The following is a 12,172-nucleotide window of genomic DNA, read 5'->3' on the forward strand; positions in this document are numbered from 1 at the left end:
GTCAGTTGACGTTTCGCAAGACAACACATCCCTTGCCGTTTGTTCAAGTTATCCATAAATTGCCAAATTGTCAATACCGCCTTTGCCAGCGTCGGTGAGTAGGGGCTGATACTGCCTGCTCGCCCGACGATCGCCCGACTATCAGGGGGAAAGGCGTGGCAATAAAAAAAGCCCCTCAGGGGGCTTTTCGGTGTCCACAGCCAGTGCGCAGCATCTGCTGGGAATAGCGGGGATGGGTGTCTACCACCAGTTGTAGCTATTGCGTTTGTTCAGCCGGCTGAGCGCTACCTCCAGGTCGCCGTTTCTCAATGCCTGGTGGATCGCCTGGCGATGCTCACGGCTTTGCTTCTTTACATCCAGCCTTCGGCAGAAACCTGGTACGCTGCGTCCGCCTTTGTCGCGGTGGTGCTTGCGCACAGACTGTCGCACATGGTCATCGTAGCTACCGGGGTTTCTCCAGTCATCGACCCAGCGCGGGATGCCGCTGTAGTGGGAGACATCAGCCTCGCTGTAAATCACGCCGATGCGCTGGTAGTGCTGCCGGTTACGGGTGGGTTTTCCCTGACGCAGTGTTCGTGACATTTTTGTTCCCTCGTTTGTGTGAACACAAACGGGAAACCTTGTTGTGGCGGTAGGGGATCATTTCTTTCATGGGAAATCCTCATGCAGTTATGGGAGATAACCAATATAGGTAAAAACCTTCAACAGGATTTCAGAGTAACATCCTTCCAAACGCTTCACCAGCTCTTCGTACATTGCCCGGCCAAATGCCGAGACACTCCGAGGTTACCCTTATTTTCCCATCAGATATCAAAGAAACACCTGGCGCCACTGGATTGCGAGCGGAACTAATCGGTATCTGCTAAAGCGGAGTGATGGCTGGATTGGCCAGCCACCGGAAGTCTTACAGGTTGAAGGCGTAAACTGTGAACCTACCCAGTCCACAATCATAGGGTAGAGAGGTAATGCTGTAGGCAGTGTTGCTGGGCACCCCGAAAGTAATGGTGGCAGTCTTGTACCATTCGTTGTTGTTATCAATAGCTCCTGCGACTTGCATGCCGTTTACCGTAGCGGTCAGGTAATAGCGGTTTGTGCCGTCACTGCCACCGCATGAAGGAGCATTCCCGCCACGAACCATAACGATTTGAGCCTTTGACCCCGAGCTCAGCGTGGCACTCCCCGTGTATGTGCCCATTTGTGTATAGTCACCCTGGATCCCATTTGCAGCCCATTGGCCTGCCTGGCATGACAACAGTTTTCCGTCGCTGGCCCTGCCCACCAAGCCGGATGGGGCGCATCCTGCACCTTCTGTGGCCAGGCCCCCAAGCGCAAGGTATTCATTGGTGGAAATCCTGCCGGCAGAGGTAATGGTGCCAGAGTTGGTAATGTTGGCACTGCGCAGGTTTGCGAGGTTCGAGGTGTTGTTCGGGTCGAGGTAATAGGCGGTGTTGTTGGAATCATAAAAAATCTGCGCGAGAACAGCGTTACCTGCGGTCACATTGCTGCTAGCGGTGACGTTGCCGCCAGCGGTGACGTTCTGACCTGCAGTCACATTGTTGCCAGCAGAAACATTGTTGTTGGCGGTGACGTTGCCAGTGGCTGTTACGTTTCCGGTAACGGTCGCACCATTGTCGACTACCAGGCTGTTGCGTACGCGCAGACTACCGATGATTTCCGCGTTGGTGTCTACGACCACTCCGGCTCCAGAAACGGGGGTGACACCCGAAGCTGCACCCAAATAAAGCACCTGACCTGCCAGGTTTTGTACGCGGGAGGCCCCAGTGATTTGCCGATTAAGAGCGTTAGCGTCATCAAACTTCAGGTTAGCATGCATGGCGTTTCCGCCATCGGTGCGTAGCCAGATATCGCCCGTGGATACGTTGCGGGCCACCATGGTGATCTTGGCATCCAGGGCATTTGACTGATAGCTGGCATCGGTAGCCGCCGCATAAGGGGTGGCTCCAGTTGAGCCAGTGCTATACCCGGCGCCCAGCGCTGCCGCAGCGGTGAGGGCAGCCATGCCAGAAAGATCCGAACGAATGGTGGCGATATTGCCTTTATAGAGCGTGAAGGCACTGGTCGTGGTGGTTGCAGTCAGTTTTCGGTTGGGCGCGGTACCCGTAGCGGTAATGACCGTGGTAAAGCTCAGAGAGCCGAACTTGATGGGATTTGCAGCGCTGGCTTCAGGGAAACTGCAGGGGAGAAACTCGCTACCTACCGCGAGTGTACCACCGCACGTTGTGTTCTTTAGCCAGGCAGTCCCCGCTCGCGTGCCGACAGCCACCGCACTGTTCTGAGCGAGGCTGGCGCGAACGGCATTGTTGTATTGGTAGAGTTGCTCGCCAACAACGCGCGCTTGGGCTTGCTCAAAGGTTGCCTGGCGCTCGTTGAACGACATGATGATGCCAACACTGAGCAGTGCGACAACTAATAGTATTTCTAGAAGGGTCAGCCCGCGCTGAGACTGTTTCATGCTCTTGCGTCCTATTGTTATTATTGTCGCAGGATCAAAGGTTGAAAGCTTTTACGGAAAATACACCGGGGTTGCAGTTGTAGGGTTCACTCCTTATATAGAATTGAGTATTGGCAGGCGCCATGAAGGCGATGTAGCCCCTTTTACCCCACAGATTACTGGCATTGTTAATGTTCGCAACGATCATGCCGTTTAATGTTGCCGTCAATTGATATCGGTTTATACCATCCCACACATCACACGAGGTGCCATTACCACCATAGACTTGAATCAGTGCAGCCTTGGCGCCCGTGGCGAGAATGGCTGAACCGCTGTGGCTACCCATATTCACATATTGACCGCTGATACCACCACTCGACCAAATCCCTGCAGTACACGAGAGCACAGCCCCTGTCGACGATCTCGCTACTAAGCCAGTTTGAGCGCAGGGGGAGCCTTCGTTCACTGTGGCTCCGAGCTGGAAAAACTCATCTGTTTTCAGCCTGCCCGCTGTCGCGACCGCAAGTGAGTTGTTGATCGTCTGCGTGTAAATGGAGTTGAGGTTGGAGGTAGCGGCTGGATCCAAGTAATAGCCAGTGTTGTTGGCATCGTAGAAGATCTGGGAAACCAGAGCACCCCCTGCGGTAACGTTTCCGCCAGCCTGGACATTGTTGCCGGCAGTTACGGACTGATTTGCTGATACACTGCCAAGGGCAGCGACATTGTTGCTTGCCACGATCTGGTTGGAGGCTGTGACGCCCCCTGTAATTGCTGCGCCATTATCTACCGCCAGGGTGTTGCGCACCCGAGCCGAGCCGATAATTTCTCCATTGGCATCCACTACCGTGCCCGCCCCGGAAACGCTGGCGACACCAGAAGGGCTCCCTAACATCAGCACGCCAGCTGCAATATTCTGGATTCTCGAAACTCCCTGGATCTCTCTTGCACTGGCCGATGCAGCATCGAAGTCCAAAGTAGCCCGCATAGCATTGGCGCCATCGGTGCGAATCCAAACATCGTTGTTAGGCGCTGCGCTTGCTACCATCACGATGGTAGAACTCAAGGGATCGGCCTTGTAACTGACGTGTGTAACCGCATTAACTAACGAGGTGCCTTCCTCGGATACGCTGCCATTACGGTTGGCATTGTTGGCTGAGGCTGCAGTGATTGCGCTAATGCCCGCCAGGTCAGATCGGCGCGTGAGCACACCCTTGTCGTACAGCGAAAAGGCGCTGGTGGTTGTAGTGGCCGTGGTTTTCACGTTGGGTGTGGTGCCAGTTGATTGCACCAGGGTGCTAAGGGAGAGCCTGCCGAAGCGAATCGGGTCTGAAGCAGTGGCTGCAGGAAATTCGCAGGGAAGATACTCTTTGCCAACCGCCAGCGTGCCGCCGCAAGTGTTGTTCTTAAGCCAGGCGGTGCCATCTTTCACACCCAGGGCCGGCGCTGTTTGTTGACTGAGGTAGGTGCGCACGGCGTTCTCGTACCGAAACAGCAGGGCTCCGGTCTGTGCCGCCTGTGCCTGCTCCAGATCTGCCTCTTTGGCGCTCAATGACAGGGCAAGAAGCAGGGAGGAAAGGCCAGTCACCAGCAGCAGTTCTACCAGCGTAAATCCGCCTTGACGCTTTCTCATCAGATGACCCCCAATTCTGAATGCGCATGCTGACCACAATATTCAGAAATGAATTTTGTCGTCGATGGCCCATGGGCCATAAAATGCGTCAGACCAATTTATTGGCCAACCACCTGAGACTATTAGCGAATGGCCATCTTTATTGTATGATGCCAAGGATGTCATATTTAAGCATAAATTGCTATAGATGACCTTCATGCAATCCCCGCCTGGCCGGCTCTTCGCAGGGCACGCTGGATAGGGGGACGGAGAGGGCTGCTGCGCAAAGCAACCAATGATCTGGGCTCTAGTTTCCTTGCGCAATGTCAGAGAAGTGCAGCTCGATACCCAGGATTTTCGCTTGCGCCTGCTCGATTTGATTTTGCGCTTCTTCTTGCGGGCACAGCCTGATGGCGCAGTGCGAGTCATAGTTATTGCGAGTAACTATGAAGAAGCTTCTGCCCTGTCCGTCCCAGCACAAAACCGCATGATCGTGATGGTGTTTCGGTGTTGACGGGGTGGTGATGACGTTTTGAACAAGAAGGTCTTCACCTTTCAACAGCCGTTTCTGACCGTCATGTGAAATTTGGAAGTGATGCTTACGAATAGCTCTTTGGTGGTAGGCAAGCACCTGCTGGTGATTACATCGGCGCAAAGTGACACCGAACCTATGCAGATTTGCCTTTAGCGCCGCGAAAGCGCGACCGATAGCACCTGCCTTCGATTGGGTTTTCTTCATGGGATAACCTTTCGTCAGATCTAGTGAAATTGGCTGATAAAATTGCCCCTGACATTCTGCCAAGGGCATCCTGCGTTCCTGGTAACACAGTCCGGCACAGACTCAGGCCTGATCCATCGTGTGGATCAATCCTGCGTCAATCCGAGCAGTTCTTGCACGGTTTGGCCGATCTTGAGTTGCTCCAGGCGCTCGTTCATTTCGGTGATGAACTGGCGGTGGGCTCGCTGACCTTCGGCTGCCCCTTTGGCGTTACCCAGGGCCAGCACCTCATCGACGACTTTTGCGTAGGCTTCGGAAATGCGCCGGGACTGCTCGATAAATGCCGCGTATTCACCTTTCTTGCTGGCGCCTTTGGCTACCATAGCTCGAAGGGCACTGATCTCCGCTTGAACGCCTTGCAGGAGGTCTTCGAGCACCGCCTTGAAGTCGACGGCGCCGTGGCGATCGAAGGTCATTGCGGGCGGCGTATCATTCCAGTGTCCCGTGTTGATCTGCACGCCACAAGGCGTGTAGAACCCCGCGTCACCGCGAACCATGAGGATGAACTGCTCGGCGGAAAGGTTCAACTCCAGCTTTCTGCCGACCCCCGAATGTAGCGTCGGACGGTCTTCGTGCCCCTGATCTACATCCACCCTCGCCAGATTGAAGACAATTGACTTCGAGTACTGACTGATAGTGCTCGCCCCCACCAAGAAATCGTTGGCGCCGCTCGGGTTGCTGACGGACACGGCGCCGTAGCTGCTGTGCGCCAAGCCAAGCCCATCGGCGTCCAGGCTGGTTTCCACGATCAGCTGACCGTTCTCGCTGCGCGTCGGGTCGTGATTGAGAATGTGGTGAAGGGTGCTGCCCTCAATGGCATCCGCCGCTGTGAAACGCGGCGCTCGCAGGCTCTCCAGGTGCGTGGAGAATGGGTTCTGTCGGTTGGACTTGTTGCTGCGGTCGTACGCGGTTTTCTGCGACCACGCTTCAAAGCTGTGATCGGCTTCAGGCAGTAAAAATGCTAGCTCTTCCGGAGTGAGACCGAGGTCGCGGGCGGTAACGACATCAACGTAACGCATTATTTGCCCCCTTGCGTTTTGCGCAGGCTAATCAGGGATTCAACCTCAGCCCGCTGCGAGGTCGTGACCTCCTGCGAGAATTCGGCGACCTTGGAGATCTGGAAGCTGAGGTTGCGCGTCAGCGAGGAAACCTCAGGAATGGTGTTGCGCTGAAGCGCATCGATGGTCTTTTGACTGAGCTTTCCACCTTTGGCCCCCAATTCTTCGAAGTCGGTGGTCAACTGCTCCAGGCGCCCGGTCATGCCCTCGACAATCCCCTGGATTTTTGTGGCCAGGTGCCGTGCTTGCGAGGTGAAGGCCGAAGGAATCGTCGGCTCGATTCGGTAGCCTACCAGTTTTTCAATAGTCACCGGAGAGTCGACGCCGCCAGAACTGGTTACCATGGTGTTGTAGCTGAGCTCACTCAACTGGAATTGTCCAACGATTTCGTAGGGCGCGTACGTGATCAACCCTTCAGGGGTAATGGTCGCCTCGGCGCGAGACACCGTGAGGGTGTAGGCCGTTAGCGACTTGCTTGGGGTGCCAAACAGCACCGTCGGCGCCGGTAGCACATGGTGATCGACGGAGACCACACCAATGGCGGGATGGCGCAATCGAACAGCACCATCGGGCAGCACTGACTCAGCATATTGGGCGCGATCGGCGCTGCGGTACTTCTCGATCTTGGCCAAAATGGAGTCACGCACGCCGGCATCGCCTTGAGCAGCGTGGGCGAGGTCGGCCAGGACGTTGAGCGACTCCTCGCGATCCCTTAAAAACTTCATGTTGCTTGGCTTGATGTACTTCATGCGTGACTCCCGCCAGTGTCGATTTCGCCCACACATACTGATTGGGCTACTGAGTCCAAACGCTCCCCAGGGACGCCTGGGGGATGGGTTCAATTTATTAATATATTGCCAAATTGTCAATGAAATTTCAGCAAATCAGCGGCCAATGCTGGGCATGAATTGTCAGAAGAGGCGGGGCCTGGAAACACTAAGGGCGACAGCAACTAAACAGCATGGACTCAGCATATTGCCTGCACAATTGCCCGCAGAAGCCTGCGCCAGCCAGATGCCGGCCAGGCCGAGTTTCTGCAGTAGTCTGAAGCACCTTAATCGACAACCTCTACTTCAACACCGAACCCGACGACCTGCGGGTCGGCTTCGTCCAGGGCGGCAACCACATGGGCATGCAGATCATCCTGGCTCATGTCCATTTCTTCGAGTTCTGCTTTACTGACGATGACTTTGAGTTCCATGGGGTTACTCCGTAAAAGGCGGTGTGGTGATTGATGTTCGTTGGGCAATGGATATACGCCAAAGTAGGCCAGGTATGCTAGTTGACTCCGGCACACCCAGCACTGGTGATTGATCCTAAAGCCCTGCCCCCAGTGGACTTTGGCCGCCGAGGTTGCGCAGATCATCAGCCAAGCCAATCGCCTCCAGTTTTCTAAGGCGCGACCGCCAAATTTCCTGCATGCCCGCCGCAGGCCACACAGGCTGCTGCTCAAACATGAGCAGGAACGGAAGTTGGTCAATTTGGCCTGCAAATTCACCCAGGCCAGCCTGCCCCATCAAGGTCTTGATCCTCACGATCGGATCGGCGGCGTGCAGACCAACAACTATCTTGAAGCCGATTTGTGCCAGCTGCAAGGCTTCATAAGCCACGCGACCACAGCGCAAGTCGTCGACAAACACAATGCCAGAGCGGGAGAGGGCGCTACCCATAATGCTTTGGCCCCCACTTGCGTTGACCCATTTGATGGCCGCGGGGTATTCCCGCTCCTGCTTACCGAACTGGTAGAAATCGACAGAGTCGTGACCCTGGATCAGGGCTTCATCCGCCATTTGCGAAAGCGTGGTGGTCATGCCGCAGCCAGTGCTACCAGCCAAGATGACCAGACCACCTTTCGGCGTGCGCAGGAAATCCTGAATCTCCTTGCCCAGCTGCGGGTTATTGCGAACACCTCGTCGTATTGCCCCACCCAGTCTGGACGTATCTGAGTGCGCAGCTCCCGCACCAGAGGGTTGCAGCGCTCCTGCGGCAGGGCTTTAAGGTGGGCAGCACATGCGGCGTCCCAATGAGGATAGTTTTCCTCTTTGGCCACCAGCTCCAGTGCTTGAGAATGTGAAACAGGAATGCCAAGCATTTTCTCAATGGCATGGCGCAGGCGCTTGGCCCGTGATTTCAGAATTTTTGCGGACATAACTGGCTTCCAGATGTGGCCAGGCTGGCGCACTGCGCGATCGGAGTCCTCGTTCTCGAAGCCTGGTAAATGGTCACCCGAGGCTTTGGTTGCACCCCGCATTCACCGTACCCATGCGGGCGAGGACGACTGGCTGCGGATAGCCACGAATGATAATATCCACCCCGGCATTTTGTGTCAATAAACACATAAATAGACAATGTGCGCGTATGCCAAATATTGACAATTTGGCAATGCGACTTATAATTCGAATACAGGGGTGCGAACCTGTACAGCCGTGGTCTTTGCTTGCAAAACACAGCGTTCCGCCCGGCCCACTTCGAATGAGGGTTACCCCATGCTGGACTACCACATCAAGCAAGTCGAAGAATTGATGACAGAACATGGTAATACCGTGGGCGAAGATTTTTCAGGCCACGAAGTGCTTGAGGCAGCGCGCAAATACGCCGCCTCGCTCAACAGCGACCAGAAGCCAGTTCCCATCAATGAGCATTTGCGCCGCTGGGAAGACATGGGGCAAGGCCGCCTGGAACTGTTCCGTGAGGAGGATGGTGACATGATTGTCACGGTCATCGACCCGGAGGGCCACTCCAGCAGCGTGCAATTCTGTACCTACGGCAGTGGTGGCGGCCAGTCGCCCAAAGTGCTGAAGGCCCTGTACACCCTGGCCAGCGCCATCTTGGAAGAAAACCAGTCCCACCCTCAGCGGGGACGCGGGCCCGCCCTGGCAGGCAGCTGATTATCGTGAGGGGCACAGATGTACTCCTGACCGACCCCATGGATTTCAGACTTACATTTCGGAGCGACCACGTATGACCACCCACAGGGTAAAGCTGCCTAAAATGGCATTTTTTGATCTACTGTCAGGCGCCAAGAACGCCGAACTACGCGATTGTTCCGACACTGCGCCGCATCGATACCGCGTGGGTGATACGATGCATTTCAACCTGGTGGACGAAACCGGCAACCCGACTCCTCACGAAATGACCCGGACGATCACCCACGTCGAATACGATGGCCAGCTCGATGACCTCTGCTTGGTTTGTTACGCGCCAGTTCCCAAGAAATATGACCTGGACGCGGTGAAAAACCCTGCAGAGCAGGCAGCCTTCAGTCAATGGGCGTCTCAGGAACAGCATCCGCTGGACGACGCGCAGCGTGAATCGGCGCGGGTGGGTTGGCTGGCGGCCCTGGAATGGATGAGCCAATCGCCAGATATCATGGAAACCCAGGCCCTGCATCGGGCTGCAACTATTGTCCGGCGTGGCAAGCAACACAACCGGGGAGCACGGGGGATTGACTCGCACCTGGAGAAGGCGGCTCAACGCATTGAAAAACGCGCTGACTTCGAATGGTATTTCTACGACTACGTGCACCCCACACCCACCAAGCCGCAAATGGTTTGCCTGATCAATACCGAGGACGCCAAATTCCTGCAAAGCAATCTGCATCGGAAGGGCACTTTCAAAATGGATCTGTTCCTTGATGGGGACAGCGCCGGGGCGGACACCAGCTTGCTGTACATTATCCCTGCACCTGTTCATCACGCGCCACTGCCCGTCGATTGCGAGGCAGACCGCCCTGTCTTCTCGCAAAAATTCCCCGACGCTGCGCGTTACAAGCTGCGCGAAGATGGGCTGTACTGGGATGAAGGTGGGCTGCGTGATGAGCCGTTTCCTGCCGGGCCGAACAGCGAATGGAAAGGCTGGAAGGCTTGCTACGAGCACCATGTGCTGCCCATGAGCACCGAAATCGCCCGGCTGAAAATCCATCACCGTAACGAGTACGTGGAAGCCTACCGCGAACAAGAAGCCTTGGGCAACGGAGTGTAATGACCATGACCACCACCCACGATACCGCTGTCATCGACCTGGTCGAAGGCCTTGATCTGAACACCACCGAGGGCGGACGCGAATTCGTTACCCGGCTTTTCCGGCAGCGCCTGGAACGCCAGGATTTCACAGGCTACATCAACACCGAGCTTGCTGGCGACTTTGCCTATCACCTGGCCCGGTTTCTGGCGTCCGAGCTCAAGACCCCGGTGCCCCAGGTCGAGCCAGCAGTGCAGGTTCCTTTTGTAGCTGGTAATTTCTACCGGACACTGGGTGGTGTCCTGGTTCGCTTTGTGCGCACCCACAACGAAGGGATGATGCATGAAACCATGGAAGACGAGGCGGGCATCCACCGTTACACCCGACGCGATTTTGGCCGTGTAACTGGTACCGATCACCATACCCCGGATCCGCGCAATGTCCTGCCGCTGTTCCAGCTGCCCCCGGAGGCGGCGCAGCAGGCTATCGAGCGGCAGCTGCAGCTTGACCAGGCTCTGATTGAAATCGAAACGCTGAAGCAACAGCTGGCGCAGGCGCAGGCTGACGGGCTTGCGCAAGCTGCCCAGGCACTGCGCGAGCATGAATCCTCTGCCTGGCTGGGTAGCAAAGGCCACCATACCGGTATCATCCACGCTGCCGTGCATTTGGAGACACTCGCCGAGAAAGGGAGGGCGGCGGCTTCGGGGGGAGTCGCCCCTTCAGCGCCAAGCGCTGCTGCTCCTGGGGCCGAAGGCCTAATTGCTGGCTGGGAGCTGACCATCGAGGGTCGACATACCCAGTTTGTGCCACCCGCCGAATATGAAACGGTGGCTCAGAAACTACAGCAGGTTGCGGGTGCCGAGCTTCATCCTATGGTATATCAGCGCGCTCTCACTCAGGCCCAACAACAGAGCGATTTGTACAAGGAGCGTGCCGAACGCTTCTTGCGCATGAAGCACGAAGAATGCAAACGTGCCGATGCTGCCGAACACCGAGCCAATGACCTTCAGGAGTCGCTGGAGGATCTTGAGGCACACTACGGCAAGGCATCGGGACAAACCAGGAAGGGCTGACGCGTCGGCTATGGGCGAGACCCCGGCCTGAAGCTGGGGTTGATTGTACAATGGTAAATTCTCAGAGATACGGGCGAGACTACCTCGGCCATTTCAACACGGGTGATCAGCATGCCTGAGCAGACAGGGCAAACACTGAGCGAACGGCTCCTCAAGCTTTCTGGGCAGCTTCCACCGCTTGATCCGGTTATTTGGCGTGAGCTGTGTGCTGCCATCCGCGACGTAGCGCAAAACGAAGCGCAGGACGTACAATTGCCATCGGAAACTCCGGCCTGGCCGGACATTGGCCCCGAGCTTGGCGAAGATCGTGATGCCTTCCTCAGCCAGTGCCATGCACGGCTGTTGGATGTGCGCGTGGATGCTGGGGGCCAGTTCGTCTGCGAACACACACGCACACTGTGGGATTTCTGGCGAGTACGCGGACAGCAGCTTCAGGCAGGTTTTTTTGCGGTGCAAGGGGCAGAATGCCGGCGCCTGCAAGCGCTGGTGGATGGTCATGAGCAACGCATCGCGCAAGTGGATGCACGTTTCCGCAAACTGGTCGACACTTTGAGCCAGGCACAAGGAGCATGAGCATGAAACCAGGCAACACGGAAGACGATCAAGCGGCGGATGTTCCGGCAGAGGTGGTATTCACTGCCAATGAAGCGCAAGTGATGCTGCATCGCCTGGAGCTCCTGGAGCATGAGGAACACTGCGAAGAAGTGTTCGATTCGGTGGATGCTGAATGGGCGGCTGAGTATGCCGGGCAATTGGTCAAGCTAATCGAGGCTGAAGTCTATGTGTTCCCGCTCCCGTGCACTGACGCTCTGGAAGTCCTTGCCGAGTCGCTGGAGGGGTCAACATTCTTCGGTGATGTCGATGATGCTAATAAACAGGGCCAGGTCACCAAACAGAAAATGGCCGCATACAAACGCGCCGCTGGTTCTGCTGCGGCGAAAATTGAAAAGCTCATTGGCCGCCGCGTTGTCGCGGCCCTCAGTTGAGGGCACTGCCATGGCGCAATTGGAACTCAAGGATCATCCCGTGGGCACCCGCATTCAAATTGGCGATCGTTTCTTTGTGCGCTTGCATCACGGGACTTTCTGGAAAGAAGATCACTCCATTCCCGGTAACTGTTGCAGGCGGCCATCGGCGAGCCTCAGGCAGATCGAGATCGCGCTGAAGACCGCCCATGTTGTGCTGCCCAGTGCCGAGGGCTGAGCATGGGGTTTCTAAACAGCCTGAGATTTGCAGGTTTTC

The 12,172-nt window shown here is 56.2% G+C and carries 15 protein-coding genes; 6 read left to right on the forward strand and 9 right to left on the reverse strand.

Annotation, left to right across the window (positions count from 1 at the left end; all coding sequences use genetic code 11):
• Positions 1-240: 240 nt before the first annotated feature.
• The 9 genes from DV532_RS30530 to DV532_RS26860 form a co-directional block, all read right to left on the reverse strand.
• The gene (locus DV532_RS30530) at positions 241-582 is read right to left on the reverse strand and encodes a hypothetical protein (protein ID WP_056799241.1); all 342 of its coding nucleotides are present in this window, start codon (positions 580-582) and stop codon (positions 241-243) included.
• Positions 583-904: 322 nt separating this feature from the next.
• Entirely contained in the window at positions 905-2,473 is a 1,569-nt protein-coding gene (pilV, locus tag DV532_RS26830) for a shufflon system plasmid conjugative transfer pilus tip adhesin PilV (protein ID WP_056799238.1), read from the reverse strand.
• Positions 2,474-2,507: 34 nt separating this feature from the next.
• Positions 2,508-4,082, reverse strand: a complete 1,575-nt coding sequence (locus DV532_RS26835; RefSeq protein ID WP_056799235.1) for a prepilin-type N-terminal cleavage/methylation domain-containing protein — start codon at positions 4,080-4,082, stop codon at positions 2,508-2,510.
• A 286-nt stretch (positions 4,083-4,368) separates the two neighbouring features.
• Positions 4,369-4,800 (reverse strand): hypothetical protein, encoded by a 432-nt coding sequence (locus tag DV532_RS26840; protein WP_156675946.1) that lies wholly within the window; start codon positions 4,798-4,800, stop codon positions 4,369-4,371.
• A 125-nt stretch (positions 4,801-4,925) separates the two neighbouring features.
• On the reverse strand, positions 4,926-5,858 hold the full coding sequence (locus DV532_RS26845; RefSeq protein WP_056799230.1) for a hypothetical protein: 933 nt from the start codon (positions 5,856-5,858) through the stop codon (positions 4,926-4,928).
• Positions 5,858-6,646 carry a hypothetical protein gene (locus tag DV532_RS26850; protein WP_056799229.1) on the reverse strand — a complete coding sequence of 263 codons (789 nt, stop codon included), beginning with the start codon at positions 6,644-6,646 and terminating at the stop codon, positions 5,858-5,860. Before DV532_RS26850 ends, DV532_RS26845 begins: the two co-directional genes overlap by 1 nt.
• A gap of 305 nt (positions 6,647-6,951) precedes the next feature.
• Positions 6,952-7,098, reverse strand: coding sequence for a hypothetical protein (locus tag DV532_RS30535; RefSeq protein ID WP_162949000.1), 147 nt, complete (start codon positions 7,096-7,098; stop codon positions 6,952-6,954).
• A 115-nt stretch (positions 7,099-7,213) separates the two neighbouring features.
• The gene (locus DV532_RS26855; RefSeq protein ID WP_120715443.1) at positions 7,214-7,708 is read right to left on the reverse strand and encodes a hypothetical protein; all 495 of its coding nucleotides are present in this window, start codon (positions 7,706-7,708) and stop codon (positions 7,214-7,216) included.
• The gene (locus DV532_RS26860) at positions 7,705-8,046 is read right to left on the reverse strand and encodes a glyoxalase superfamily protein (protein WP_120715444.1); all 342 of its coding nucleotides are present in this window, start codon (positions 8,044-8,046) and stop codon (positions 7,705-7,707) included. Before DV532_RS26860 ends, DV532_RS26855 begins: the two co-directional genes overlap by 4 nt.
• 337 nt (positions 8,047-8,383) lie before the next feature.
• Between DV532_RS26860 and DV532_RS26865 the strand changes: the two genes are divergently transcribed.
• From DV532_RS26865 to DV532_RS30540, 6 genes are all read left to right on the forward strand, one after another.
• Positions 8,384-8,785, forward strand: a complete 402-nt coding sequence (locus DV532_RS26865; protein ID WP_056799225.1) for a hypothetical protein — start codon at positions 8,384-8,386, stop codon at positions 8,783-8,785.
• A 73-nt stretch (positions 8,786-8,858) separates the two neighbouring features.
• Positions 8,859-9,878: a DUF3850 domain-containing protein gene (locus DV532_RS26870; protein ID WP_056799223.1), complete on the forward strand. Its 1,020-nt coding sequence runs from the start codon at positions 8,859-8,861 to the stop codon at positions 9,876-9,878.
• 5 nt (positions 9,879-9,883) lie between these two features.
• Positions 9,884-10,930 (forward strand): hypothetical protein, encoded by a 1,047-nt coding sequence (locus DV532_RS30745; RefSeq protein WP_177339531.1) that lies wholly within the window; start codon positions 9,884-9,886, stop codon positions 10,928-10,930.
• Between the two features lie 111 nt (positions 10,931-11,041).
• On the forward strand, positions 11,042-11,503 hold the full coding sequence (locus DV532_RS26880) for a hypothetical protein (RefSeq protein ID WP_056799219.1): 462 nt from the start codon (positions 11,042-11,044) through the stop codon (positions 11,501-11,503).
• A 2-nt stretch (positions 11,504-11,505) separates the two neighbouring features.
• Complete coding sequence (locus tag DV532_RS26885; RefSeq protein WP_056799216.1) at positions 11,506-11,916, forward strand: hypothetical protein; 411 nt, start codon at positions 11,506-11,508, stop codon at positions 11,914-11,916.
• Between the two features lie 10 nt (positions 11,917-11,926).
• Complete coding sequence (locus DV532_RS30540; RefSeq protein WP_156675945.1) at positions 11,927-12,133, forward strand: hypothetical protein; 207 nt, start codon at positions 11,927-11,929, stop codon at positions 12,131-12,133.
• The last annotated feature ends 39 nt before the right edge of the window (positions 12,134-12,172 follow it).

Source organism: Pseudomonas sp. Leaf58, assembly GCF_003627215.1.
In the GTDB taxonomy this organism is placed as follows: Bacteria; Pseudomonadota; Gammaproteobacteria; order Pseudomonadales; family Pseudomonadaceae; genus Aquipseudomonas.

What these genes read in the sequence shown, in the direction of transcription:
- DV532_RS30530 (WP_056799241.1), bottom strand. Translation starts at nt 582, where the DNA reads ATGTCACGAACACTGCGTCAGGGAAAACCCACCCGTAACCGGCAGCAC.
- pilV (WP_056799238.1), bottom strand. Translation starts at nt 2,473, where the DNA reads ATGAAACAGTCTCAGCGCGGGCTGACCCTTCTAGAAATACTATTAGTT.
- DV532_RS26835 (WP_056799235.1), bottom strand. Translation starts at nt 4,082, where the DNA reads ATGAGAAAGCGTCAAGGCGGATTTACGCTGGTAGAACTGCTGCTGGTG.
- DV532_RS26840 (WP_156675946.1), bottom strand. Translation starts at nt 4,800, where the DNA reads ATGAAGAAAACCCAATCGAAGGCAGGTGCTATCGGTCGCGCTTTCGCG.
- DV532_RS26845 (WP_056799230.1), bottom strand. Translation starts at nt 5,858, where the DNA reads ATGCGTTACGTTGATGTCGTTACCGCCCGCGACCTCGGTCTCACTCCG.
- DV532_RS26850 (WP_056799229.1), bottom strand. Translation starts at nt 6,646, where the DNA reads ATGAAGTACATCAAGCCAAGCAACATGAAGTTTTTAAGGGATCGCGAG.
- DV532_RS30535 (WP_162949000.1), bottom strand. Translation starts at nt 7,098, where the DNA reads ATGGAACTCAAAGTCATCGTCAGTAAAGCAGAACTCGAAGAAATGGAC.
- DV532_RS26855 (WP_120715443.1), bottom strand. Translation starts at nt 7,708, where the DNA reads ATGACCACCACGCTTTCGCAAATGGCGGATGAAGCCCTGATCCAGGGT.
- DV532_RS26860 (WP_120715444.1), bottom strand. Translation starts at nt 8,046, where the DNA reads ATGTCCGCAAAAATTCTGAAATCACGGGCCAAGCGCCTGCGCCATGCC.
- DV532_RS26865 (WP_056799225.1), top strand. Translation starts at nt 8,384, where the DNA reads ATGCTGGACTACCACATCAAGCAAGTCGAAGAATTGATGACAGAACAT.
- DV532_RS26870 (WP_056799223.1), top strand. Translation starts at nt 8,859, where the DNA reads ATGACCACCCACAGGGTAAAGCTGCCTAAAATGGCATTTTTTGATCTA.
- DV532_RS30745 (WP_177339531.1), top strand. Translation starts at nt 9,884, where the DNA reads ATGACCACCACCCACGATACCGCTGTCATCGACCTGGTCGAAGGCCTT.
- DV532_RS26880 (WP_056799219.1), top strand. Translation starts at nt 11,042, where the DNA reads ATGCCTGAGCAGACAGGGCAAACACTGAGCGAACGGCTCCTCAAGCTT.
- DV532_RS26885 (WP_056799216.1), top strand. Translation starts at nt 11,506, where the DNA reads ATGAAACCAGGCAACACGGAAGACGATCAAGCGGCGGATGTTCCGGCA.
- DV532_RS30540 (WP_156675945.1), top strand. Translation starts at nt 11,927, where the DNA reads ATGGCGCAATTGGAACTCAAGGATCATCCCGTGGGCACCCGCATTCAA.